This window comes from uncultured Shimia sp. (assembly GCF_947493595.1).
Classification (GTDB): domain Bacteria; phylum Pseudomonadota; class Alphaproteobacteria; order Rhodobacterales; family Rhodobacteraceae; genus Shimia.
On sequence record NZ_CANLRL010000001.1, the window covers coordinates 909,893 to 934,122 of the forward strand.

21 protein-coding genes are annotated in these 24,230 nt (G+C 56.4%); 12 read left to right on the forward strand and 9 right to left on the reverse strand.

Annotated features, from left to right (window positions below):
- Window positions 1-53 precede the first annotated feature (53 nt).
- The gene (locus tag Q0955_RS04515; protein WP_299420445.1) at window positions 54-833 is read right to left on the reverse strand and encodes a copper chaperone PCu(A)C; all 780 of its coding nucleotides are present in this window, start codon (window positions 831-833) and stop codon (window positions 54-56) included.
- A gap of 115 nt (window positions 834-948) precedes the next feature.
- Between Q0955_RS04515 and Q0955_RS04520 the strand changes: the two genes are divergently transcribed.
- The 6 genes from Q0955_RS04520 (at window position 949) to Q0955_RS04545 (ending at window position 7,040) form a co-directional block, all read left to right on the forward strand.
- Window positions 949-2,301, forward strand: a complete 1,353-nt coding sequence (locus Q0955_RS04520) for a hypothetical protein (protein WP_299420447.1) — start codon at window positions 949-951, stop codon at window positions 2,299-2,301.
- Between the two features lie 107 nt (window positions 2,302-2,408).
- Window positions 2,409-3,713: an ABC transporter substrate-binding protein gene (locus Q0955_RS04525; protein WP_299420449.1), complete on the forward strand. Its 1,305-nt coding sequence runs from the start codon at window positions 2,409-2,411 to the stop codon at window positions 3,711-3,713.
- 55 nt (window positions 3,714-3,768) lie between these two features.
- Entirely contained in the window at window positions 3,769-4,695 is a 927-nt protein-coding gene (locus tag Q0955_RS04530; RefSeq protein ID WP_299420452.1) for a branched-chain amino acid ABC transporter permease, read from the forward strand.
- Window positions 4,692-5,639, forward strand: a complete 948-nt coding sequence (locus Q0955_RS04535) for a branched-chain amino acid ABC transporter permease (RefSeq protein ID WP_299420454.1) — start codon at window positions 4,692-4,694, stop codon at window positions 5,637-5,639. The genes Q0955_RS04530 and Q0955_RS04535 overlap by 4 nt, the downstream gene beginning before the upstream one ends.
- Window positions 5,636-6,358: an ABC transporter ATP-binding protein gene (locus Q0955_RS04540; RefSeq protein ID WP_299420455.1), complete on the forward strand. Its 723-nt coding sequence runs from the start codon at window positions 5,636-5,638 to the stop codon at window positions 6,356-6,358. Before Q0955_RS04535 ends, Q0955_RS04540 begins: the two co-directional genes overlap by 4 nt.
- A complete protein-coding gene (locus Q0955_RS04545; protein ID WP_299420457.1) occupies window positions 6,345-7,040 on the forward strand; it encodes an ABC transporter ATP-binding protein in 696 nt (231 codons plus the stop codon). The genes Q0955_RS04540 and Q0955_RS04545 overlap by 14 nt, the downstream gene beginning before the upstream one ends.
- Window positions 7,041-7,120: 80 nt before the next feature.
- Here the strand turns inward: Q0955_RS04545 and Q0955_RS04550 are convergent, their stop codons facing one another.
- Window positions 7,121-7,570, reverse strand: coding sequence for a MarR family transcriptional regulator (locus Q0955_RS04550; RefSeq protein WP_299420459.1), 450 nt, complete (start codon window positions 7,568-7,570; stop codon window positions 7,121-7,123).
- A gap of 122 nt (window positions 7,571-7,692) precedes the next feature.
- Here Q0955_RS04550 and Q0955_RS04555 point away from each other — a divergent pair, with 122 nt between their 5' ends.
- The 4 genes from Q0955_RS04555 to Q0955_RS04570 are packed head-to-tail and all read left to right on the forward strand — an operon-like array spanning window position 7,693 to window position 13,527.
- Complete coding sequence (locus Q0955_RS04555) at window positions 7,693-8,535, forward strand: FAD binding domain-containing protein (protein WP_299420462.1); 843 nt, start codon at window positions 7,693-7,695, stop codon at window positions 8,533-8,535.
- Complete coding sequence (locus tag Q0955_RS04560; RefSeq protein WP_299420465.1) at window positions 8,532-11,243, forward strand: molybdopterin cofactor-binding domain-containing protein; 2,712 nt, start codon at window positions 8,532-8,534, stop codon at window positions 11,241-11,243. The genes Q0955_RS04555 and Q0955_RS04560 overlap by 4 nt, the downstream gene beginning before the upstream one ends.
- Entirely contained in the window at window positions 11,240-12,694 is a 1,455-nt protein-coding gene (locus Q0955_RS04565; protein ID WP_299420468.1) for a 6-hydroxynicotinate reductase, read from the forward strand. The genes Q0955_RS04560 and Q0955_RS04565 overlap by 4 nt, the downstream gene beginning before the upstream one ends.
- Entirely contained in the window at window positions 12,691-13,527 is an 837-nt protein-coding gene (locus Q0955_RS04570; protein WP_299420470.1) for a UPF0280 family protein, read from the forward strand. The genes Q0955_RS04565 and Q0955_RS04570 overlap by 4 nt, the downstream gene beginning before the upstream one ends.
- 491 nt (window positions 13,528-14,018) lie before the next feature.
- Here the strand turns inward: Q0955_RS04570 and rsmA are convergent, their stop codons facing one another.
- The 6 genes from rsmA to lptF all read right to left on the reverse strand — a co-directional run bounded on the left by rsmA (window position 14,019) and on the right by lptF (window position 21,558).
- Window positions 14,019-14,861 carry a 16S rRNA (adenine(1518)-N(6)/adenine(1519)-N(6))-dimethyltransferase RsmA gene (gene rsmA / locus Q0955_RS04575; RefSeq protein WP_299420473.1) on the reverse strand — a complete coding sequence of 281 codons (843 nt, stop codon included), beginning with the start codon at window positions 14,859-14,861 and terminating at the stop codon, window positions 14,019-14,021.
- A 75-nt stretch (window positions 14,862-14,936) separates the two neighbouring features.
- The gene (gene pdxA / locus Q0955_RS04580; protein WP_299420476.1) at window positions 14,937-15,905 is read right to left on the reverse strand and encodes a 4-hydroxythreonine-4-phosphate dehydrogenase PdxA; all 969 of its coding nucleotides are present in this window, start codon (window positions 15,903-15,905) and stop codon (window positions 14,937-14,939) included.
- Window positions 15,902-17,149: a peptidylprolyl isomerase gene (locus Q0955_RS04585; RefSeq protein WP_299420479.1), complete on the reverse strand. Its 1,248-nt coding sequence runs from the start codon at window positions 17,147-17,149 to the stop codon at window positions 15,902-15,904. The genes pdxA and Q0955_RS04585 overlap by 4 nt, the downstream gene beginning before the upstream one ends.
- A 22-nt stretch (window positions 17,150-17,171) precedes the next feature.
- Window positions 17,172-19,349, reverse strand: a complete 2,178-nt coding sequence (gene lptD / locus Q0955_RS04590) for an LPS assembly protein LptD (RefSeq protein ID WP_299420481.1) — start codon at window positions 19,347-19,349, stop codon at window positions 17,172-17,174.
- A complete protein-coding gene (gene lptG / locus Q0955_RS04595) occupies window positions 19,346-20,443 on the reverse strand; it encodes an LPS export ABC transporter permease LptG (RefSeq protein WP_299420484.1) in 1,098 nt (365 codons plus the stop codon). Before lptG ends, lptD begins: the two co-directional genes overlap by 4 nt.
- Window positions 20,440-21,558, reverse strand: coding sequence for an LPS export ABC transporter permease LptF (gene lptF / locus Q0955_RS04600; protein ID WP_299420487.1), 1,119 nt, complete (start codon window positions 21,556-21,558; stop codon window positions 20,440-20,442). The genes lptG and lptF overlap by 4 nt, the downstream gene beginning before the upstream one ends.
- Before the next feature lie 143 nt (window positions 21,559-21,701).
- Here lptF and Q0955_RS04605 point away from each other — a divergent pair, with 143 nt between their 5' ends.
- Both Q0955_RS04605 and Q0955_RS04610 read left to right on the forward strand, forming a co-directional pair.
- Window positions 21,702-23,168, forward strand: a complete 1,467-nt coding sequence (locus Q0955_RS04605) for a leucyl aminopeptidase (protein ID WP_299420490.1) — start codon at window positions 21,702-21,704, stop codon at window positions 23,166-23,168.
- A gap of 3 nt (window positions 23,169-23,171) precedes the next feature.
- On the forward strand, window positions 23,172-23,639 hold the full coding sequence (locus tag Q0955_RS04610) for a DNA polymerase III subunit chi (RefSeq protein ID WP_299420492.1): 468 nt from the start codon (window positions 23,172-23,174) through the stop codon (window positions 23,637-23,639).
- 9 nt (window positions 23,640-23,648) lie between these two features.
- Here Q0955_RS04610 and Q0955_RS04615 read toward each other — a convergent pair whose 3' ends face one another.
- Window positions 23,649-24,230 (reverse strand): TIGR02281 family clan AA aspartic protease, encoded by a 582-nt coding sequence (locus Q0955_RS04615; RefSeq protein WP_299420495.1) that lies wholly within the window; start codon window positions 24,228-24,230, stop codon window positions 23,649-23,651.

Consider the following 24,230-nt stretch of genomic DNA (forward strand, 5'->3'; position numbering starts at 1 on the left):
CCTCCAAGCAAATTTATTTGCATGCAAATGATGGAGGCAGGGATATTTACCTGTCAATCGCTGAGAATTCGAATCGAAGCCGTTACCGGTTTGTCGCCGATTACGTAGGCGCGATGGTCGTTGGTCGACAATGTGACACGAATCTCGTGCTGACCGGGAGGTAAGTGCCCAATTCTTGTTGTCGAGCTATAGAGCCTGCCGAGTTTCAAACCGTTGAGATAGATGTGGCCGTGGCCAGTGCCCGGAACGTGAGGCCCATCCACAAGGTTTGGTGTGAATTCGAAGTCGTCGGAGAGAACGCCAATCTTCCAGCCGCCTTCGGTTTCTTCAGCGGAGATCGCAATGCGTGGCGCCGGCTCTCCGTCGCCGACCTGGCAAATGTCACCGATGCCAAAGAGACCCAGATCTGCCGCTTTCCCGGAAACTTTGGGGGCTACCAGACGGGCGCGTGTCGTGACCGTGCCAGCCTTTTCAAACATCAATGAAATAGGGAAAGTCCGCCCGTCTTTCAAGTCTCCATCAATGCCATCCAGAGTCAGAAAAACCCCGTCTGCGGCCAGAGAGGCACGGGACTCCGAAGGCAGAGCGAGCGGCCCATGATTTTCGCTGAACCTCGCATCTTGCGCGTCTGTGGCACTGGCAGACATCAGTTGGTCAGGTGGCCCGACATTCTCCATCGTGACAAATACGGCGAGCTGATTCGGCTGTGACGCGAGCGGTGCCGCGGTCGCGTTGGACAACAAAATTTGGGCCTCAGGTTTTGGTTTCAAAGCAACCCAACCGAGCCCGGCGATCAAGCCAAACAGGGCCAGAATCCCCACGATCTTTCGCACTTTCATCTCATAAACCCGTCGCTATAGTCGCCGCATGATCGTCACGATGTCCCACTCAGCAACCACTTTCAAGCGCCGGTGCCTTGCTTTTGGACCCACGTTTGCTGGTGTTATAATGGTTTCCGACCCCGCTCAGGCCCATACCTCTGAGGGCGGTTTCGTGCTGCTCTTGCCGACAGATTTCTACATCGCCTCGGGTGTTTTTGCGGTGGCATTGACGGTAGCTTTTATGGCGTTTTTGCCAAGCAGCGCCGCGGTGCGGATTTTCACCCCCCTAAGGCTTTGGCGCAGTCGACCGAACGGGCTGCCCAGGGCGACAAGCCTTGTGTCCGCTGCGGTCCTGATGTGGCTGGTTTATGTAGGGTTAAACGGGTCCCGAGATCCATTGGCCAATCCATTGCCCCTGACAATCTGGACCGTTTGGTGGGTTGGGCTTGTATTTGTGCAGGGTTTTGTCGTGGACCTTTGGCGTTGGATAAATCCGTGGACTGGGCCGGTTTGGGTTTTGCAGTCCCTGATGGGGCGTCAGTCACAGTTTCGGTTATCTCCGAAAATTGGTCACAGCCTTGGCGTGGTGTCCTTTTTAGGGTTTGTCGCCTTTTTGCTTGCGGACATTGCGCCTTCTGATCCTGCGCGTTTGGCTCGGGCTGTGGCCGCGTATTGGCTGTTGCATCTGATTGGCAATCTGCTCTTTGGCCATCGTTGGGCCTTGAGGGCCGAGGGCATAGGGATGGTGATGCAGCTTTATGCGCGTTTGGCGCCGTTTGGCCGATCTGCGCAGGGCCGCGCTTTTGGCTTTTGGGGCTGGCAAACTGTCCGACGCCGCGTAGTGTCGCCGGGGTTGGCGCTGTTGTGCCTTTTGGTACTGGGCAGCGGTAGTTTTGATGGCGTGAACGAAACCTTTTGGTGGTTGGCACAGCTTGGCTTGAACCCGCTGGAGTTTCCCGGTCGCTCAGCCGTTATCTGGCAGACACTGGTCGGGTTGATGGCAAGTAACGTGCTGCTGGTTGCGATCTTTGCAGCGACACTTTGGTTGGGGCTGAGGCTCGGGCGGGTCACACACGTAAGCCTTGCAACTGCGTTTTGCCTGTTTGCGCCCACGGTTTTGCCAATCGCGCTCGGGTATCATTTTGCCCACTACTTCACGAGCTTTTTGGTTGAGGCGCAATACGTACGGATCGCATTGACCGATCCTTGGTCACGCGGGCAGGATTTTCTTGGCTTGGGTCAGATCTATGTGACGACCGGATTCTTTAACACGCAGGACAGCGTTCGCGTGCTTTGGTTGTGCCAGGCAGGCGGGGTTGTGATTGGTCATATTGTGGCGGTTTTGCTTGCGCACGCGGTGGCTGTCCGGCACTTCGGATCCGCGCGCACAGCGTTACTGTCTCAGGTGCCTCTCGCTATCTTTATGATTTGCTACACCTTTTTTGGCCTATGGCTGCTTGCATCACCGCGCGGCTTCTGACACAACACGCGCCCTCTAGACAGAACCGTCATTCATTCGCACTCTAACAGCTGTGAAGAGTAACGGAATTTTCGGTCACAGACCATGTGAACACAGGGGGTAAAGTGATGACCAAATCCAAGGCCGTACCAGTAACAGGCACGCAGCCGACACGCCGTGATGCGCTCAAGACTTTGGCGCTTGGCGGTGGGGCCGCAGCTGCCATGCCTCTTTGGGCGCGATATGCAGGCGCACAAACGTCCGAGCCAATCAAAGTGGGTTTTCAAGTGCACCGGACCGGCATCGGCGCGGCCTATGGGCGGTGGTATGATCGCACAACTTCCGCAGCGGCGGCTCTGATCAACGAGCAAGGCGGCATCAATGGACGTCCGCTGAAGATTGTGGCCGAAGACGATGGAACTGACCCCAAACGTGGGGCTGAAGTGGTGGAAAAATTTGCCACGCAGCACAATTGTGACATTGGGTTTGGCACTCTGTTCTCTCATGTTGTGATCGGCTCCGCGCCGCGTGCTGGAGAATTAAAGCTGCCGTATTTTGTGGTGTCCGAAGGCCACCACGTGGCGAGCGGGATGCTGAATCGCTACACGTTGCAGCCGGGCATTACGGACGTGAAGAGCCAGGTACAGGCAATGGCGCCGTTTGTCGCGGACAATCTAGGTAAAAAAGTCACGATGATCTTCCCGGATTTTGCGTTTGGGCATGACCACCGAGATTACTTCACTGCAGCGATTGAGGCGCAAGGCGGTGAGGTTCTGGAGCACATTGCGATCCCGCCAACTGAAACGTCCTTCACAAAGTATTTCCCAAAAATCCCGCGCGACACAGAGGTGATTTACCACGTCATGGTCGGACCCGCTGTGCTGACCTTTGTGAAGGAACTGGGCGAGTTCTTTGGACCGCAACGTCCTGAGATGTTTGGCTTCATCGACAGCTTGGAAGCGGTGGACATTGGCAGCCCGGGACTTGAGTTCCTTGATGGGACCTACTTCTGGGAGGGCAATCCGCGCTATGCGCAAGAAGATCAGTCGGAGTATGACGCGTTTTTCCGGGAACGGGTTGGGGTGGATGCCAACGGTGCCTCGGTGAGTGATCCAAAAGACGTGTCGACCTATGCGCACATGTTTGGATGCTGGGAGACTTTGCACGTTGTGAAAGCCGGGATGGAGAGCGCCGGATATCGCGGGCCGCAGGACCGTGCTGCATTGATAGAGGCGGTGGAAGCGATGACCGACATGCCGCATTCCAATGCGCATCCGCAGGGGGCGAAAATCTTCAACGGCAAAACCCACCAGGTGTTTGGCCATCAGTACATCACCAAGGTGGTGGATGGAAAACTGCTCTTGGTGCACACCACGTCGATTGAAGACACGTTCTATCCTGACGAGGCGGATTATACCACGCAGGCGCTTTGAGAGTGAACTTGGGCGCGGTTCTCAAGCCGCGTCCATTTTTGAGGCGAGGGTGTAGATGGATTTCGGACCTTATTTGATGCTCGCGACCTTGGAGGGCGCGGTCACGGCGGCGGTCTTGGCATTGACTGCTTCTGGCTTGGCGCTGGTGTTTGGTGTCATGCGGGTGGTGAATGTCGCGCATGGCGAGTTTTTTATGCTAGGTGCAGTTTTGGCCTGGTGGGTGACTAATATGTTGGGTGGTTCAGCGGCTTTTGGTTTTGCTGTTGCGCTGATTGTTGTGCCTGTTTTGGTGGGGTTCTTGGCCGTCGTGACGGACATGACCGTCCTGAAACGGATCAACTATGATCCAGAACGTACCATCGTTGCGACAATCGGTATTTTGTATATTTTTCAGCAGGTTACATTGATGACCTACGGCCCGGATGCGCGACCTGTGGTGCCGCCGTTTAACACGCGTTTGGCCCTGCCATGGATTGAGTTTGTTGATGGGGAGATCAGTCTGTATTGGCCCTGGGGGTTGTCCATCACTAGCTACAAACTTGCGGTGATCGGCGCGGCTGCTTTGGTGTTGGTTGGTCTTTGGGTTTTGATGACACGGTCCAAACTGGGGCTATTGATGCGGGCCACCGAACAGGATCGCGATATGGCTTTGGCCTTCGGTATCCCAGTGGAACGGGTTTACGCTTTGGTATTTGGCCTGGGGGCAGCCATGGCAGCGCTGGCAGCGGTTTTGATCGTGCCAATCCAGCAAGCGCATTATCTCATGGGGCATGATCCGCTTTTGCTGAGTTTCATTGTGGTCATCATCGGCGGATTGGGAAGTTTTCCTGGCACGATCTTGGCGGCATTGCTTATCGGTCTATCTGACGGAGTTATTTCGGTTTTCTTTTCTCCAACACTTGCAAAAATTCTAGCAACACTTCTGGTGGCGCTTGTTTTGGTGTTCCGGCCTCAGGGTCTGTTTGGAGCGCGTGACACATGACTGCAGACATGCGGAAATCTCTGCTTTTGCACGGCGGAGTGCTGCTTGGATTGCTTGCCTTGCAGTATGTGTTGCCTGCCTATCATCACGGCAATCTTGCACGGGTCATGGTGCTGGCCAGCTATGCGATGGGTTACAATTTGTTGTTTGGCTACACCGGGTTGTTAAGCCTTGGTCACGCGTTGTTCTTCGCTGCAGGACTGTACGGCACAGGGCTGGCAATATCACAGTTTGGCGTGAGCGCTGGCGTCGCCTTGGCGGTTGGTGTTCTCTTTGGCACCCTTGTCGGTATCGTGATCGGCGCTTTGGCGCTACGCACTGAAGGTGTTGCGTTTATGATCGTCACACTGATGTTCGCGCAAGCCGGATACCTTACAATTCTGTATTTTGGACAATACACCAGAGGGGACGAGGGATTTGTTATTGCGCTGGCAGATCGAAACATTAGTGGATGGGACCTGTCCGACCCATCAGTTCGATATTTTGCTGCATTTATAGTGTTTAGCGCAGCCTTATTAATGTGCCTGACAGTGGTCAAATCACGCTTTGGCAAAGTACTCATTGCCATTCGCGAAAACGAAGAACGCGCCCGGATGCTTGGGTATAACGTGGATCGTTTTAAGCTGGCAGCGATTGGATTATCAGCGTCTCTGGCCGCGCTGTCCGGTGCTGCGTATGGCGTGTTGTTTGGTTATGTCGGCGCCTCGTTTGCTTCGGTCCAATATTCAATTTTGCCGCTACTTTGGGTCTTGTTAGGCGGCGCGGGGACCGTGCTTGGGCCTTTGGTGGGAACGCTGTTTATGTTTTACCTAATTGACCTCAGTTCCGGTATCACCACTGCGTACATGCTAATTGCCGGTGTGGTTTTGGTTTTTTTAACGCTGTTTGCGCCGCAGGGGTTAATGGGCGAGTTGCGTCGTCGGGCTATACGGTGGCTTCCATGAATATCTTATCCGCCCGAGGCCTGACCAAAAACTTCAATGGCTTGAGTGCAGTTGACAATGTATGCCTCGATGTTCCGCACGGACAAGTTCGCGCCTTGATTGGGCCAAATGGCGCCGGCAAAACCACGTTGGTCGGGATGTTGTCAGGCCGTGTCACTCCGTCGTCGGGCAGTATCACCTTTGACGGGCGCGAGGTCACCAGCTGGCCCTCACATAAACGCATTGCGGCCGGTGTCGGCTATACCTTTCAAATCACATCCATATTTCCAAACCTGAGTGTGTGGGAAAACGTAGCTCTCGCCGCACGGCGGAAACTGACGGCTGCTAAGGCGGTCGAACAGGCAGTTCGCAGCGCATTGGATGAAGTTGGATTGGGTTCGCGACAGGCAGAGAGTGCCGGAGATCTGAGTTATGGTCACCAACGCTTGTTGGAGATTGCAATGGGCCTCGCGCAGGCACCAAAATTGCTGATCTTGGACGAACCGACGCAGGGTTTGGCAGGCGGCGAGGTGGCAGATTTTTTGAATCTGATCGCCAAATTGCGTGGAGGCACCACCGTGTTTTTGATTGAACATAATATGGACGTCGTCATGCAAGTGGCTGATTTTGTGACGGTTTTGGATTCCGGTAGGGTGATTTTTGAGGGAACACCGAAAGAGGTCAAGGCAAGCGAAACAGTGCAGGTGGCTTATCTTGGAGGCGGCGATGCTGCGGCTTGAAGGAGTGTCCGCGGGCTATGGGCGAGCGCAGGTGTTGAGAGAGGTTTCCTTTGAAGCGCAGGCAGGGGAAATCTTATGCTTGGTCGGACGCAATGGCGCTGGCAAAACAACCACGGTAAAGGCGATCATGGGATTGTTGCCGTTGATGGCCGGAAACGTCACGTTGGAAGGGACTGTTTTGTCATCATTGCCAGCCCACTTTGTGCCACGCCACGGCATTGGTTATGTGCCGCAAGGGAGACGTTTGTTTGGCGGATTGACGGTTGCAGAAAACCTCGATGTCGGTCGATTGACAAACGGTAAGGACCGGCTTGTCGTGGAGGAAGTCCTTTCGATTTTCCCCAGGCTTGCGGAGAGATTTCGGCAGCGTGCCAACACCTTAAGTGGAGGTGAGCAGCAAATGTTGGCGATGGGTCGTGCGATGTGCCTCCGCCCTAAGGTGCTGTTGCTTGACGAGCCAACGGAAGGTCTACAACCATCTATGATCACGGCTATTCGGGACGCGACTATCCGAATGCGAGACCAAGGCATTGCGGTTGTGTTGGTGGAGCAGCGGTTGGACGCGATTGTTGAACTGGCAGATCACGTGGCGCTTCTGGAAAATGGTCAGATCAGGGGCACATTGACGCGATCTGAGATGGCAACTTACCCGCAAAAACTGGCCTCACATCTTGGGGTTTGAAGCCGTGAAAATCACGTCGGTATTGCGTCTGTATCCCGACTGTATTGTGGAGGTGCAAAAATCTCGTTGAATCCGAGTGATCAGGTGAGTTTTTGCAACAGCAAAAGGAAGATCGTTTGTTCTGCTTCGTTCAAGGGCGCAAGCGTGTCTCGGGTGATTTGATGGGCTGCGGGCGCAACAGCTTCGAAAAGATCCCATCCTTGCGCGGTTGGTTTGAGTAAGATGCGGCGTTGGTCTGTCGGATCCGGGGAACTGGCCACGAGGTCTTTGGCGCGCAGGCGGTCGACCACACCTTTGATCGTGGCGCCGTCCATGGCGGTGGCGCGGCCCAAGGCGTTTTGCGACACTGCGCCAAGTTCGCAGAGTTTGGCAAGCGCGGCAAATTGGGTGGGGGTTAAATCAGAGATGGCATCCGCGAAAATGGACAAATGTCGTTGGTTGGCGCGGCGCATCAAGAAACCAACCTGGTCGTCCAACGCATAAGCATCTGCGGCCGCTGATGGGGTGAGTTTTGGGGTTTCAGAGGTCATCTCAGGAAGCCTTGTTGCGGGCGCCAATGTGCGATTTGTTGACAGACGTGTAAAAGCTGCCGCAAAATCCATTGGTATACACACAAGTTTTTGTGCGCGCCCTGACGATTTGAGAGGTCACCATGGGGATTTATCATCGCCCCGGCAAGTTGAAAGATGCGCTCGCTGTATTGGCGACAACCGGCGCGCAGCCAGTGGCTGGGTGTACGGATGTTTTTGCTAGCACCGGCGCGCAGGAATTGCCGGGCGACGTATTGGACGTTACGGCAATTGATGAGCTGCGCGGGATCACGAAAACTGGCCTAGGGTGGCGCATCGGCGCCACGACAACCTGGCGCGATGTTGTTTGTACCAAGCTGCCCCCGGCGTTTTGCATGCTCCAACAAGCCGCGCGTGAGATAGGCGGTCTGCAAGTTCAAAACGCGGGCACGGTGGCTGGTAACCTCTGCAATGCGTCGCCAGCGGCAGACGGGATGCCCCCGTTGTTGGCGCTCAACGCTCAGGTCGAATTGGCATCGGAGCAGGGGATCCGGATTATCGACCTGGCTGACTTTGTGTCTGGGCCGAGAGCCACAGTGAGGCGCGACAATGAACTGCTAAGCGCGGTTTTGGTGCCTGACGCGAGTGTGTTGGGCTGCAGCCGATTCCTAAAGTTGGGCGCACGCAAACATTTAGTGATTTCCATTGCCATGGTTGCGGTGCGCCTTGACGTGCAAGACGAGATCATTCGGGACGTGGCGGTGGCCATTGGTGCCTGTGGGCCGGTCGCAATACGTGCATCCAAATTGGAACGCGCTTTGGTTGGAACTCGTGTCGATCAGGCTGACCAATTGGTCAGTGTGGCGCATTTGGAAGATGCCCTGTCACCCATCTCGGATGTACGGGGCGAAGCAGGCTACCGCAGTGTTGCGGCTTTGGAGCTTGTTCAGCGTGGGATCGTTGATGTGTTGGAGGCGTATCGATGATTTCCTTTGACCTCAATGGTGTTTCGCAGACCTTAGACGTTCCACATGGGCGGCGGTTGTCCCGCGTCTTACGAGAGGATCTCCACTTACGCGGCACTAAGGTGTGCTGTGACGCAGGCGACTGTGGGGCGTGTACTGTGTTGCTGGACGGCGAAGCTGTTTGCGCATGCCTAACGCCGGTCGCACAGGTGGCAGACCGTCAGGTTGAAACCATTGAAGGGTTGGGCGCTGCCGGGCCTAACCCTTTGCAGCGGGCCTTTATGCGTCATGGTGCGGCGCAGTGCGGGATTTGCTCACCGGGCATGATCATGGCTGCGGAAGCTTTGCTGCGGCGGGAATGCAGCCCTGATCGGGACACTGTTGAAGCGGCACTGGCTGGCGTTTTGTGCCGCTGCACGGGATACACCAAAATCATCGATGCGGTTTTGGATGCTGCTGGAAGCGGCGCAGGCCCGGAGCCTGAGGCAGGCGCGTCCGTGGGCGCTCGTGTAGAACGACTGGATGGCGCGGCCAAGGTTATGGGGCACGAGCTTTTTGGGGCAGATGTTGTACCCGAAGATGCTCTGTGTGTGCGTGTGGTGCGTAGCCCGTACCCAGCTGCGCGGTTTGAGTTTGGTGAGGTAGAGGGCTGGGCTGCGGAAAATGGTGTGCAGGTCTTTACAGCCAAGCACATCCCAGGCGTGAATTGTTTCGGTGTTATTGAGAGATTTGCAGATCAACCCGTGCTTGCCGCTGAAACCGTGCGTATGGCGGGCGAGGCCGTGGCTCTGGTAGCAGGACCCAAAGACATTGTGGAAGCGTTGGCATTGAGCACATTTCCCGTGACCTGGGATGTGAAGACGCCGATGCTGGATGTTCGAAGCGCAGTGAAGCCTGATGCAGAGCACGTGCACCATGACCGCGCAGGAAATCAGTTGATTGCTGGTTTTGTTAGGCAAGGGGACGCGGAAGGCGCACTTGCCAGTGCGGTACATGTTGCCGAAGGTGTTCTGCAGACAGGCCATGTGGAGCACGCCTATATTGAACCAGAAGCTGGCGCCGCCTGGATGGAAGGAGAAGTCCTCAACATTCGCGCTTGCACCCAAGCGCCGGTGTTGGATCAGCATAGCATGGCCCGGGTGCTTGGATTGTCGGAAAACAAAGTGCGCATTCGGCCTGCGGCCACTGGTGGTGGGTTTGGTGCAAAGCTGGATTTGACGGTTCAGCCATTGCTTGGTCTGGTTACGTTACTGACCGGTCAGCCCAGTGTCCTGATCTACACGCGAGCCGAAAGCATGGCGGCGAGCACCAAACGACACCCTGCTGATATGCATGCCAAAATAGGCGCGGATGCGGATGGCCGCCTGGTTGGGATGATGTTTGAAGGTGACTTTGATACCGGTGCCTATGCCAGCTGGGGGCCAACCGTGGCTGTACGCGTGCCGGTGCATGCCAGCGGTCCTTATGTGGTGCCAAACTATGTCGCCAAAGCGCGCGCGATCCACACCAACGGGCCAGTGGCAGGCGCTTTTCGCGGGTTTGGGGTGCCGCAGGCAGCGGCCTTGCAGGAACAATTGCTGGATCAATTGGCGGAGCAGGTGGGCATGGACCGCCTGGCATTTCGTCGGCTCAACGCGCTGTCAGACGGCGTGCCCACGGTTTGTGGTCAGAAACTTGAGGGGGTCGGCATTGGTGCCTGCCTCAGCGCGTTACAGCCGCGCTGGGACGCCGCGTTGATTGAGGCGGCTGCGGAGAACGTCAAATCCAACGGAAAGGTACGCGGTGTGGGAGTCGCAAGTTGTTGGTACGGTTGCGGAAATACCGCCCTGCCAAACCCTTCGACAATGCGGATCGGGATCACAGCGAAGGGACAGATTTGTCTTCATCAAGGTGCGATGGACATCGGTCAGGGGGCCAATACAGTGATCCCCCAAATGGCCGCAGATGCGCTTGGCGTGCCGGTGCATCAAATCACGCTGATTGACGCGGACACTGCGCTAACACCGGATTGTGGAAAGACTTCGGCCAGCCGGCAGACTGTTGTCAGTGGCAAGGCGGCTGTGCTGGCCGCGAAGGCGCTACGGGCACGAATTCTTCAATTGGGCAATATGGGGGACGAGGCAGCCATAACCTTGTCAGGGGCGGTGCTGACGCTGACGCAAGGGGTGGCGCGGCGGGATATTTCGTTGCGAGATCTGCCAGACGATGTGTTTGGCTATGTGCTCTGGGCAGAGGAGACGTATGATCCGCCCACGCAAGCATTGGATGAAAACGGTCAGGGTGCCCCCTATGCGGTGTACGGTTATGGCGCGCAGCTGGTAGAGGTTGAGGTCGATCAAGTGCTGGGGACCGTGAAGGTGCTCAAGATCACAGCAGCGCATGATGTGGGGCAGGTTATCAATCCCTTGTTGGCGGAAGGCCAGATTGAGGGCGGGATCGCACAGGGGATTGGCATGGCGTTGATGGAGGAGTTTCATCCGGGCAAAACCGAAAACCTGCATGATTATCTGATCCCAACCATTGGCGATGTTCCGGAGATTGTCTCACATCTGATCGAAGTGCCTGATCCGGAGGGGCCGTTGGGGGCCAAAGGGTTGGGGGAACATGTCTTGATCCCAACAGCGCCTGCAATTTTGAACGCGATACGGCATGCGACGGGGGCTGCGTTGACACAATTACCAGCCCGTCCCGACCGGGTTTTGGCAGCGATTAGGGCAACAAAGACATGAGCCGTGCACCGAGACAACGCGAGGAAAAAATCCGATGTGACGCTTGTCCGGTGATGTGTTTTATTGCGGAGGGGCGTATTGGCGCTTGCGACCGGTATGCCAATATCAACGGAGAGATTGTCCGCTGCGACCCTCTGACGATCTTGGATCGGGCGATCGAGGCTGGGACCGAAGTACGTCCGTTTTTAGGGCGCGATTGGCATGACGGATTGTCCACGGATGATCTGTTTGTCACCGCTGTTGGGGCCGGCACAACCTATCCTGATTTTAAGCCCGCGCCATTCCTGGTGAGCCGGGAGATTGAGGGTGTTGATTTTGTCACGGTCGTGACCGAGGCCATTTTTTCCTACTGCGGCGTGAAGGTGAAGATCGACACGGATCGGCACCTGGGGGCGGAAGGCGCCGTTGTACGCGCGCAGGGTGAGGCCGTGGGGCTGATGGTGACCAGCGAATATGGCAGTCAGATGATGAGCCTGGGCGGTGTGGATCACCTGACCGGTGGTAGCAAATCCGAAGGTCGTGTGACCTGCGACGTGTTGTTACAACTCTTGAACCGCGCGCCGGTGGTTTTAGACGTTGAGGGCGGAGCCGAAGTTGTGGTGCAGGCTGGCGCAGCACCGATTGTAGACGGTCAGAAAGAGACGCGAATGCGCGTCGGATGCGGGTCGGCCACCATCGGAATGTTTGCTAGCCAATGGAAGGGCTTGGTCGACGAAGTTGTTGTCGTCGATGATCACATCACTGGTGTGGTGAGCGAACATCAGGCCGGAAAAGTGATTGATTGGCCAGACAGTGGCATACGCATCAAAGGGCGACGCAGTACGCCCGGCCGTTACTTTCAGGTGGCAAAGCCAGGGCTTGGTTGGGGGGGCACCGATATTGAGGACCCTTTGAGTATCCTTGGTCCCTGGCGGCCGGAAAAAGGCGCGCGGGAAGGTTTGTCGCTTTTGATGGTGAGCACAACGGGGGAACACGCCGCATTTTATGAGCTCGATGCCGATCTGGTTCCGCAGAAACGCCCTCTGCCGGCAACATTGGAGCCGTCGGTGGCTTTGATTGCGGAAAACTGTGAGCCTGCGCTTTGCACCGTTATGTTCATGGGCGGCGCCGGTGGGTCGCTGCGGTCCGGCGTGACCCAAAACCCGGTGAAGCTGACACAGGCAGTACAGGCGAATGAAGCCAAGGTGACGGTTGGCGGCGCGCCGGCCTATGTTTGGCCGGGCGGTGGGATCACGCTCATGGCGGATGTGACCAAAATGCCAGATGGGGCGTTTGGTATGGTGCCTACGCCGGCGGTGGTGGCCCCATTGGAGTTCACCGTGCCTATGGAGAGGTATCAGGAATTGGGCGGGCACGTGGATCAGGTCCGAAAACTTCCCCAGATTTTAAACGAAGGTGGCGCGTATGTCCGCAGCACGCATGTGGTGCCCACCAACCTTAAGAAGCCATGAAAAGTGGTGCGCAAATCAGTTGGTTACCAGACGGTAAGCGTTTGCATATGCACCATGGCCCCATTGATTTAATTGTCGAAATTTGGGGTTCGGGAAAGGCGCAGGCGTATCAACGAGCGGCGTTTCGGTTTCAGTCAATCCTAGAGGAATTGGTTGAAGAGCTTCCCGAATTGCGACGGCCTGCAGTGGTGCAGGCGAGGTTTAAGGGGGCGATTGCCGCGGCCATGCAGAACGCCGTCGTGCGACATTTGCCGGAGTTTGTGACGCCAATGGCGGCAGTGGCGGGGGCTGTGGCAGATGAAATCGCAAGCGTCATCGCTGAAACTCCCAAAGTGCAGAAGGCCTATGTGAACAACGGCGGTGACATCGCGCTGGTTCTGGGGACTTATGAGACATTGACCGCTGATGTGGGGGGCGGGGTCGGGCGCGCCACGCTGCATGGTGCCAGCGAGATCAGAGGCATCGCAACGTCTGGCTGGCGCGGGCGCAGCCTTTCATTTGGCATTGCAGACGCGGTGACTGTTTTGGCCAGTTCCGCAGCCCTAGCCGACGTGGCCGCCACATTGGTAGGTAATGCGGTGGATCTACCGGACGATGGCTCGATTACGCGGGCGCCAGCCGAGAGCCAAAATTTAGACAGCGATCTAGGCCACAGGTCGGTGACGGTTGCGGTGCCCAGTTTGTCGGATGCCGATGTGGCCACAGCTTTGGGACGTGGAAGAGATTTTGCGGAAGGTCTTGGCGCAGCGCACGGGGTTTGGGGCGGCATGCTTACGCTTCAAGGGCAGGTGATCACGTTTGGGGAACTCAGTCTCAGCAATACCATCAAGTGATCTCAGCGACGCGCCCGAGCACTTGTTAGCCAGTCAAACCAGCTGTGCAACCAATTTTCAGCGCAGGCAAAGGACGGAGGCTAATTGTCAATCTCGGTTTCCGTCGGAATGTGGTACCGGACAAACCAATGCTCACTTTCGATTTCATACAACGCCACAGGTGTCGAGGGAAACAGTTTGTACCGCTGAGAAGATGCTGGACTTACATTAACTTCAAGTTCTATCGCACTAATTTTTCGTGATATATTTGTCGATTTTAGTCTTGATATTTGGCGAAAAACACCAAGTTGCGGCGCCCAAAAACTGATGCTGGCCAAACATGATCCCAAAGGAGGCACAGTAACGGGCGGTGCACACGTCGGAGTGGTCTAGGCTCGTGAAGTCGTTGGGCAGGCGGTGCGCAGCGTGCCTTGTGGACATCAGGCGACCACAGAGGATCTTCTGCAGAATTCCCGGCAGTGGTTTGAAGTCACGAAACAGGCTCAGGAGACTCAGCTTTTTTCCATCAGACGCGCGAGGGCGCAGAACTGTTCGAGACCCACCACCTCAGCGCGATCTGTCGGTTTGATACCCGCCGCAATCAAACGGTCCTCGATGTCTGGGGCTTGCCCTTTGAGTGCAGATCGAAGCATTTTGCGGCGCTGATTGAAGGCGGCAGCAACGATCCGCGACAGGGTGGCGGCGTCTGCGGGGTAGCGCGGCTCTGGCAGGGCTGTGAGATGCACCACCGCGGAATGCACTTTGGGGGGCGGTGAAAATGCACCCGGCGGCAAGGACATGACGATATTGGCATTAGCCCGCCATTGCGACAGGAGCGCGAGGCGGCCGTAGGCTTTGGAGCCTGGCTGCGCCGTGATACGTTCCGCAACTTCACGCTGAAACATCAATGTCAGGCTTTGCCAGAACGGCGGCCATTCCTTGGGGGTCAGCCAGCGCACCAGCAGTTCGGTTCCGACATTGTACGGCAGGTTGGCGGCCACGCGGATGGGCGGTGTGAGATGACTTAGCGGATCCACTTCCAAAGCGTCGCCATTGATCACCTCAAGTTGGCCGGGATAGGCGGCTGCGATTTCCGCCAGCGCAGGCATGCAGCGGTCATCTTTTTCAATGGCAAGGACCTTGCGGGCCCCTTCTGCCAACAACCCCCGAGTTAGGCCACCGGGGCCGGGGCCAATTTCAAGGACATCGCAATCCGTCAGTTCGCCTGCGCGACGCGCAATTTTTGCAGTTAGGTTGAGATCCAGCAGAAAGTTCTGCCCCAAAGATTTGCGTGCAGAAAGACCATGGGTCTCAATCACCTGACGCAGCGGAGGAAGGTCATCAATTGCGCTCATGGGATATGCCTTGGTTCTGGCGGCTCTGCCGCGGGTGGGTGCCTCCGGCGGGGATATTTCCGGCCAAATGAAGGGTCAAGCGGATTGTACCATGCGGTGCGCCATGCGCAGAGCTGCGATTGTGCTCGACGGGTTGGCCTGTCCGGTGCCTGCGATGTCAAAAGCGGTGCCGTGGTCGGGCGACGTGCGGATAAACGGCAGGCCGAGGGTGACGTTGACGCCGCCGTCAAAGTCCAGCGTTTTGATCGGTATCAGGGCTTGGTCGTGGTAGGCGCAGATAGCCACGTCATAGCGGGAGCGGGCGGCGGCGTGGAACATGGTGTCGGCAGGTAGCGGACCGGTGAGATCAAACCCCGCTCGGCGTAGTTTGTCGAGGATAGGTGCAATCACGGCGGCGTCTTCCTGACCCATGGCACCGCCTTCACCTGCGTGTGGGTTCAGACCAGCCACCGCAATACGAGGGGTTGGAATGCCAAACTGCGTCTGAAGCCCCTTGGCGGTTATCCGGATGGTCTCTTCCAGCAATTCTGGTGTGAGCGTGGAAGGTACGTCCGCGAGGGGAATGTGGATCGTGGTCGGCACGACGCGCAACATGTCAGAAGCGAGCATCATGACAACGTTGTCTACGCCGCCAAGATCCGCAAGGTACTCAGTGTGCCCCGGGTAAGGAAAATCCGCGCCGTCCTTAAGAGCCTTTTTGTGGATCGGCAACGTACACACCGCACAGGCCTCACCACTCATGGCAAGATCCGCGGCGTGGGCGATTACGTCGATTACCCCTTCTGCGTTGTCTGGCTGTGCGGCACCTGGTGTACGGTCCGCGGCAAAAGGGTGTGGTAAAACGGGGAGCGCGTTTGCCATTACTGCGCTGGACTCCAGCGGTGATTGCAGCAGTTTATGAGGCACAGTGGCGGGCAGGTGTCGCGGGTCTGCAATCAAAAAGAAGGACAGCTCATCTTTCAGCACGGCCCATGCTTTTTCAGCAATTTCCAAGCCAACACCGGCCGGTTCCCCACAGGTCATTGCAATGGGCGCAAGGCTCATTTTTCAATAATCCGTGCCTGTGCGCGCAACTGGCTAAGGTAGCTGTTGGCGTAGCTTTCAAGACGCAGGTTGCGCAGGGACTGCGCCACATCTTCGCGAGAGAGGTCGGAATCGTTGATCTCAGCTGTGCGGCCACAGAGCATGAGTACAATCAGGTTTTGGCCATCAGCGGTGGTCAGGTTGGTCGAGATTTCATTGTCGTCCAGTTTGGCCAGTTCTATGGCAACATCCCGGGGTATTTCGTTAGGCTTTTGTGTTTCTCTGAACAGACGCTCCGCCGGAAGTCCAAAGCCAACACCAAAAAGGTCGTCACATTTGTCAACCGAAGCACGCACTTTTGCCGCTTCTGTAAGAGCCTCTTCAGTGCGGCCGCCTGGAATGTAAAACTTTGCGTAGTCGACGGCAGAGTAGCGGGGTGCGCGGCGGCCTGTTTCAGCGATTCCGCGCAATTGAAAAAGTGCCACAGCATTTGGCAATTGTAGAGGTGGCGACACTTCGCCTTTGCGCAAGGAGGTCACAACCGGTCGCAAAGGCGCCGGAAGGTTGGTGACATTCATCCAGTCAACGTGGCCACCTTGATCCTTGGTTCCTGACGCAGAATAAATGCGGGCAGCGGATTCAAACTCAGAGAAACTTTTAAGCTCCGAGATTTGCGCCGCGAGGCTGTCCACTTGGCCGCGGGTTTGAGGGGTAACCGGGATGATGATTTCGGACAATAAAACCCGCACGCCACCTTGTCCGCTGCTTTGCGCAATCGCACGGTCAATTTCTGCTTCACTGACCTCCGCGTTTGCTCCAAATCGGGACTGCACCACGCCGCCCCAGGCAATCTGGGAAATAATAAAGTCGCGCAGTGATTCCTCGGCGATGCCCTCATTCGCCAGGGCCTTGAGCATGTCTTCTGCCTTCATGTTCACGCGTTTGGCGAAGTTTTCCAGGCCTGCGGTTACACCTTCCTCCGAAGCGGCAATCCCTGCTTGTCCCGCCGCTTGCAGTTTGAGCCGATCCTCAATCAACTGTTCACGCGCAAGGTCCAAGGGGTCTCCAGGCGCACTCATGATAACCAGGAGACGGGCGCGTTGTTCAATCTCAAAATGAGTGACCACAGAGTCATTCACGGCAATGGCAGGACCAAAGGCGTTTTGGGCCGAAGCGGGCAGAGCGGCAAATCCCATCATTGCACAGGCGGCTGTTGTGCTGGCTAAGGCGCGAAATGCGGTGCGGATCATCGTGCGTGGCATCATGGTGTCGTCGTCTTCCTGTAGGTCAGCCGCATTTGCGGTCGTAGCTCTTATCGTTTGAATTGACCGAAAATCCAAGCAGGGCCACGTTGAAACCCACCTTGGTGCTTGATTGTACGGTAGAGGATGTCGAAAAACGGCGCGAGAGAGAAAGCTCAACGCGGAGACATTCGTTGCGGTATTCCAAACCCAGACCGGCCTCTGACGTTTCTCCGCTGACCGCGTCAAATTGCCAATCCATCATGCCGGTCCAATGGCGGTTGATCCGGTAGCTGCCGTCGAACTTCATTTCAGAAATGTCTTTGTCGCGGGATTCAGCGAGATCTTTTTGCAGCCAGATGTAACTCGCATCGAGCCACAACCGATCGTTGGACCAACCCAGACGCGCGCCGACTTTATCTAGGTCACCTTTGGTATCAAGTAGTGCGCGGCCGGTGAACAGAAGACCACTTTGGTTGCTCAGCTGACCGGCGACGAGTACGTCGGAAGACGTACCAGACAAGCCCGAACTTTGGGTGAAGTCTGGCTGTGCGTCCTGTCTAAAAATTTGCCCGAACGTCAAATTTCCCCGCCATCCCGCAGCGCTGACACGCGACCAGTTCACACCAACGGCCGTGGACCAACCACGCTCGCGGCGGTCATAAGACGGGAAACGGGACAAGGCTAATAGGTTGCCTTCGTCAAACTCCACATGGGTGCTTTCGTCGTTGGCAATGTCGAGGGTGTCGCCACCGGTCCATGCGGCCTGCGCCAGTGGCTCCAGAATGTATGTCGCGCCGTCCTGACCAGACTTGACCATTGGATAGCGCAGGTAGGCTGCGACAGACGGTGCCAATCCGCTGTCAAAGGTGCTGACAGAACTGTCGTTTTCAGAGCGATAGGCATCAAAGGCAAGCGCGCCGGTCACACCAGTGCGCAGTCCGTTGCCCAAGGTCCAGTCACCCAGCCATTGCACGTTTGCGTTGGCGCGTCCGACATCTCGCCCTGGGTCTCCGTCTTTGGTCGAGCGCCGTTGATGACCATGTGCTTCGACGTTGGTGCGCAGCTCTCCGCCCCACATATTGAGATACCGTCTTTCGGTCTCTGCTTTGAGCACGAGGAACGGAATTTCATCGTTGTCTTCGTCTTCGCGCAGCGTTTGGTAATGGTAGGCGGCAAAACGCGTATTTTCTGTCCGGCTGGCGCGTGCGATGGTGATGTCGCTGTTGAGGCGGTCGTCGTCGGAATAGTCGTAGTCTGTCAGGTAGGTGTCATCTGACACAGCCTTGAGGTCAAATGTCAGCTTGTAGTCTTGTCCAAGCTGGAAAAGGCCTTCGGCAAAGACATAACCGCGGATGATGTCGGTGCGGATGTCATCGTCTGTGATGGCGCCTTCGAGCTGAATGCCACCACGTTCAAAGGCCTGCCGGTAACGGAACTCCATGGTGCGGGTTTTTGAAGACAGATAGGGCGATAGAACAAGATCTCGATCTGTGCCCCAAGGTATGAAGTAAGGCACTTTCACACCGTAACTCAGCAGACTGGAGTGGTTGAACTCTGGGATCAGGAAGCCTTGTGCGCGGTCCAACGTGGGGTCGGGCATGCGCAAATGCGGGAAGTAGAACACCGGCACGTCGCGCACCAGAACACTGGCGTGATCAAAGTAGAGCTGTTTTTCCACCTGGTCGTGCACCACACGCCGGGCGCGGATACGCCACAATGGTGGTTCTCCGGTTTCGCAGACATGGCAGGAGCTTACCGTGGTTTTGTCAAGCACACTGTAGCGGCCTTCAACCCGTGTCATGCGTGCGGCGGCCAGTTGCACCTGATCAGCCATCACCACGCGAGCGCTGTGAATGAGGCCATTGCGCAAATCGGCGTCCAGCTCGGCGGCATCGGCCACCACCGAGATGACTTCGCCTTGAGTGATGCGGATGGGACCAACCAGAGCAATTTCACCGGTCTTGTTGTTGTACGTGATTTGCTTGGCAATCAAACGCACATCTTCAGACAAGGCTTCGACATTGCCGCGGGCAATCAGCAAACCGTCCGCTGTCAGGTTGACAGAGTTCGCGACCAGTACCACGTTTTGTGGTTCCTTTTGCGTGGATTGTTGCGTGGCGCTGTCTGGCCTTGCTGATTGGGCGATGACTTCAAGAGGGTGTCCCAATGTAAAAGCCGTTGCGGCCAGAAATGGACAGAGGAAGCGCGGAGAGATCGTCATCCGTCCTCCATATGCAACAGCAACCCAAGAGCCAACAGCACACTTGCGATTGGCGGGGCCCAGGCCGCAAGCATCACCGGAATTTGACCGTTTTCTCCAAGGATCTGTGCGAAATTGCGTATGAAGTGCAGGCTAAATCCAATTAGTACAGATGTCAGAACTGCGATGCCGGTATTGCCAAAGCGCGTATGACGCATTGTGAAGGCAGAAGCCACAAGCACCATGGCCATTAAGAAAAGCGGCTGTGCCAGTTCCATTTGCAACCAGACCTGATGGCGGCGCGCGGAAAACCCTGCATCATTGAGTTCGGCGATGAAAGAGGGCAGTTTCCAGATTGAAATGGAAGCGGGGGTGCCGAACCGTTCCCGGATACGGTCGGCCGTGAGCGTGCTGGGAAAGGTGACTGTATCTTCGCGAATTGGATCAGAACCTTCACTCAGGGCGGCATTTAGCAACCATGTGCGCACGTTGGAAAGCTCCCAACCGCCTTCGACCAAGCGAGCGGAGTCTGCTTCGATCCGCTTTTGCGGCCCGTCTTCTTGGCCGTACGTCACGATTGTAATGTCGCGGAAAACGGACGCATCGGTGTTGGTTCCACCAGCGTGGATCACCGCATGCCCAGAGTCGCCGCCTTGGCGTAACCAAATACCTTCATCGGACAGGGATAATGCGCTGCGTCCGCCGGATTTCAACATGTCGCTTTGCAGTTCATATTGGACAGAAGTGGCAGCCACGATGGGGTTCAGCGTGGTCACGGACAACAAGCCGATGATCAGGGAGACAGTGGTGGGCGAGAGCACCGAAACAATGCCGGAACGCCCGGCGGCGCGCACGACAACCAGTTCGGAACTGCGGGAGAGATTTATGAACAGTGCGATTGTGGCGAGGATCACAATTAGAGGCATCAGTTGATAGAGGCTCTCTGGTGTGCGGAGCAGTGTCAGGTTCAAGACTCTGCCAAAGCCAACGGTATCCACATCATAGCGGCGAAGCTGCTCCATCATATCAACCAGCACGGTGAGCACAAAGAAAACAGTGCAGATGCCTAGGAATATCCAGAGGAATTTGCGCGCAAAGTAGATGTGAACTGTCATTGCGTCACCCTCCGTCGCCACCGAATTGGGTTGGCCGAGAGATAGAGCAGGATGCCCGCAATCACAAATCCGAGGGTGCTGGGAACATACATCAGAGGCCAAAGTTCGGGGGTGGAGCGCACCGGATCAGCAATCGCATTTTTCATCGCCTCCAGGATGACCAGAATGACAAAGGCAGCAATGATCTGTCGCCACACACCAAAGCGGCTAAACCCACCTGCAAGCAACATAGCAAAGCCAATCAGGGCAAAACTGATCGTAGACAAAGGCATGGCAAAGCGGTCATGAAGATCTTCGGTTATGCCGCCAATACTTTCACCGGTTTGCTCTGCAATTGCGTCGATGTTTCCAATGATTTCCCAGGTTGGGAAATGACTGGCGGATACACGAGGCGCTGTCTCCGGATCAATAAGAGAGCTGATATCGTAGGAGAAGTCCGCGAAGTTGGTGGTCATCAGCGTGTCCGTGTCTTGGCGATGCAATTGCGCCAGGCCGTCCACCATAACCAGTTTGGGGCCAGTCTCATCTTGCACCAAATAGGCGTCTGATGCGGTGTAGGAGGTGGTACGGCCTTTGGTGCGATGGTCGGCCAAAAAGACATCTTTTAGGACCCCATTGGGGGTGATCTCGCGGATGTAAAACGTGACGCCGTCTGCCGGGTGCAGAAAGGTGCCATCGGTCAAAAGACGAGCCGTTACGTTTTCGGTTATTTCTTTCTGTCGTTTGCTCAGTTCCGAATTGCTGGTCGGAACCAGGAAATGTGTGAGCGCGGACAACATCAATGCTGTGATCGCACCAAAGATCGCCACAGGCCGGGCCAGCCGCCAGGGACTGAATCCGGTGGCCTGCATCACGGTCAACTCACTTTCAGAGGACAGGCGGTTGGTTACGTAGACGGTTCCTGCAAACACCGCGATGGGCAGCACCAAACGGATGACGTTGGGCAGCGTTAAGACCGACAATTCCAGAAAGACGGAGACATTTTGGCCGCTGGCAATCAGCTGATCAAACAGCGAAACCGCGCGATTGACCCAATAGACAGACACAAGGATCAGCGCAAAAAAACCGAACAGAGTCAGGAACTGCGACAGGATATATCTGTCGAATCTGCTCACCTGCTAAGAATCCCCCGAACCTTATTGTTGAGCGGCACTTTAGGCGAATTGTTGGGGTGGTGAAACTGCTATCTGGCGAAGTGCACTGGTCAAGCGAGAAGGCGCGCGTTAGGTGTTTCAAAACGCGATTTTGGAGGTTTGTAATGCGCCCTGTGACGATTTCTTTTGAAGAAACCCAACTGGATGAAATTGGCACAGTAGAAGGGCGCATTGCGGTCTTTGTGCCTGCGGAAGGCAATTTGGATCAAGGCGCACGCCGTTTGAACCGCTTGACGCGCGGAGCGGTTGAACGCGTTCGGGAAAGTAAGGCTGAAGATGCAAGCCTAGGGACCGTGTTTACCCTGTCGTTTCCTGCAGGTGTGGCCGCCGAAGCGGTCGATGTGGTGGTGTTGCCGCGTCGGTGCTCTGTTGAGGACGCCCGTAAGGCGGGCGCTGGCCTTGGCAAAGCGCGTGGAAATGCGGCGTTGACCGTGCTCGCAGGCACCAATCCAAAAGCCGCGCATGTCGCCTATGGCATTGCGATGCGTGACTACGGCTTTGACGACCACAAAACAGCGGACGCCAAAGAGGACGCGCGTGCGGTTACTATGATGGTCAGCAAACCAGAGGAAGTTGAAGAGGCCGCAGCTCCGCTGTTAGCTGTGGCAGAGGGCGCTTTCTTCACCCGCGATCTGATCAATGAACCAGCCAATGTGCTGACCACAACCGAGTTTGCCAACCGCTTGGTGGCGCTCAAAGATATCGGTCTTGAGGTTGAGGTTCTGGAAGAAGATAAGCTCAAGGAGCTTGGCATGGGGGCGTTGCTGTCCGTTGGGGAAGGCTCCGACAGCCCGTCCAAAGTGGCGGTGATGCAGTGGAACGGCGGCGAAAAAGATGCCGCGCCATTGGCCTTGGTCGGCAAAGGTGTGGTGTTTGACACCGGTGGGATTTCATTGAAGCCAGCCGCCGGCATGGAAGAGATGACTATGGACATGGGGGGTGCCGGCGTTGTGGCCGGTGCCATGAAGGCTCTGGCACTGCGCAAAGCGAAGGCCAATGTGGTCGGTCTTGTTGGTTTGGTGGAAAACATGCCGTCGGGCCGTGCGACCCGTCCCGGCGATGTGGTGACGTCGATGAAAGGTGACACCATCGAAGTGATCAACACCGATGCGGAAGGTCGTTTGGTTTTGTGTGATGTGATGCACTATGCGCAAGAGCGTTTTAAGCCAGCGGCAATGATCGATTTGGCCACACTGACAGGCGCAATTATCATTGGTTTGGGCCATGAGAATGCGGGTGTGTTTTCCAACGATGACGCGCTGTGCAACGGGTTCCTGAAAGCCGCTGAGGCGGAAGGCGAGGGTGCTTGGCGGATGCCACTGGGGAAGGGGTATGCCAAGCAGCTGAAGTCGCGGATTTCCGATGTGAAAAACGTGGGTGGCCGTCCGGCGGGATCGATCACCGCAGCGGAATTTTTGCAGCGCTTTGTGCAAGACGGATTGCCGTGGATTCACCTCGACATCGCAGGTGTTGCCAGCGTGAAGTCCGAGACCGCGCTGGCACCGGCCGGGGCGACTGGTTGGGGCGTCAGCGCTCTCAGCCGCTTGGTTGCGGATAAGTTTGAGGGTTAAGCCTTGGGCGCCGCATATTTCTACCATCTGACCCAGAATTCCATGGAGGTCACCCTGCCGCGTCTATTGGAAAAGGCGCGCGGGGCCGGGTGGAAGATTGCCGTGCGCGGGCGTGAACCAGGCCGCATGGAATGGCTTGATCAAAAACTGTGGATGCTGGGAGACGTGAGTTTCCTGGCCCATGGCTTGGCTGGTGGTCCGCATGATGCGATGCAGCCGGTTCTGCTCACCACATTCCATGACAATCCCAATGGTGCAGCCTGCGTGATGTCCGTAGATGGCGCAGACGTCAGTGCTGAGGAAGTCAACGCGGTTGAACGCGTGTGTATCTTGTTCGACGGACACGACCCAGAAGCGGTGCAGCATGCACGGGGACAGTGGAAGGCGTTGACGGACGCGGGGTGTGCGGCGCAGTACTGGTCAGAAGAGACCGGAAATTGGCAGAAAAAGGCTGAATCTGAAGGCGGTTAGGCCGCGATGCTAACGTGTCAGTATCAGTTTGCTGCCAGTGATTGTGATCTGATCAAACAGCTGTAGATAGGTCATGCCAAGCAAAGATTGGCTCATCTCACCTTCGTTCACGCTGGCGCGCACATTGCGATCCACGTGACCACCAAGCGCAACTTCGTCCAATCGTACCGGCGCAATGCGCACTTCACCGTTGGCGGTCATTGCACGGCCAAAATACGGCAAGTTCTCCGGATCCAATCCGGCGCGGTGGGCATCCGCTTGAGTCAACACCACGTCGGTTGCGCCTGTATCCACCACAAAGAGAACCTCAGCGCCGTTGACTGACAAAATGGCGTAGTAGTGGCCATCATTGCTGCGAGGGATTTCAACGCGGCCTTCATCCGCCAAAACCACTTGTGTGGGTTTTACTGTGCTACGGATGTCTTCCCACATGCCGACAACCGCAATGGCTCCCAAAAAGATCAGCGCCCAGATGGCGCCGTAGCGCAGGGTTTGGCCCAGATTGATACGGCCTGATCCTATGGTCCAGATAAGCACCATCACCAGCAAGAGCAGCAGGTAGGCAAGGTTACCAAAGGAGATTTGTTCCAT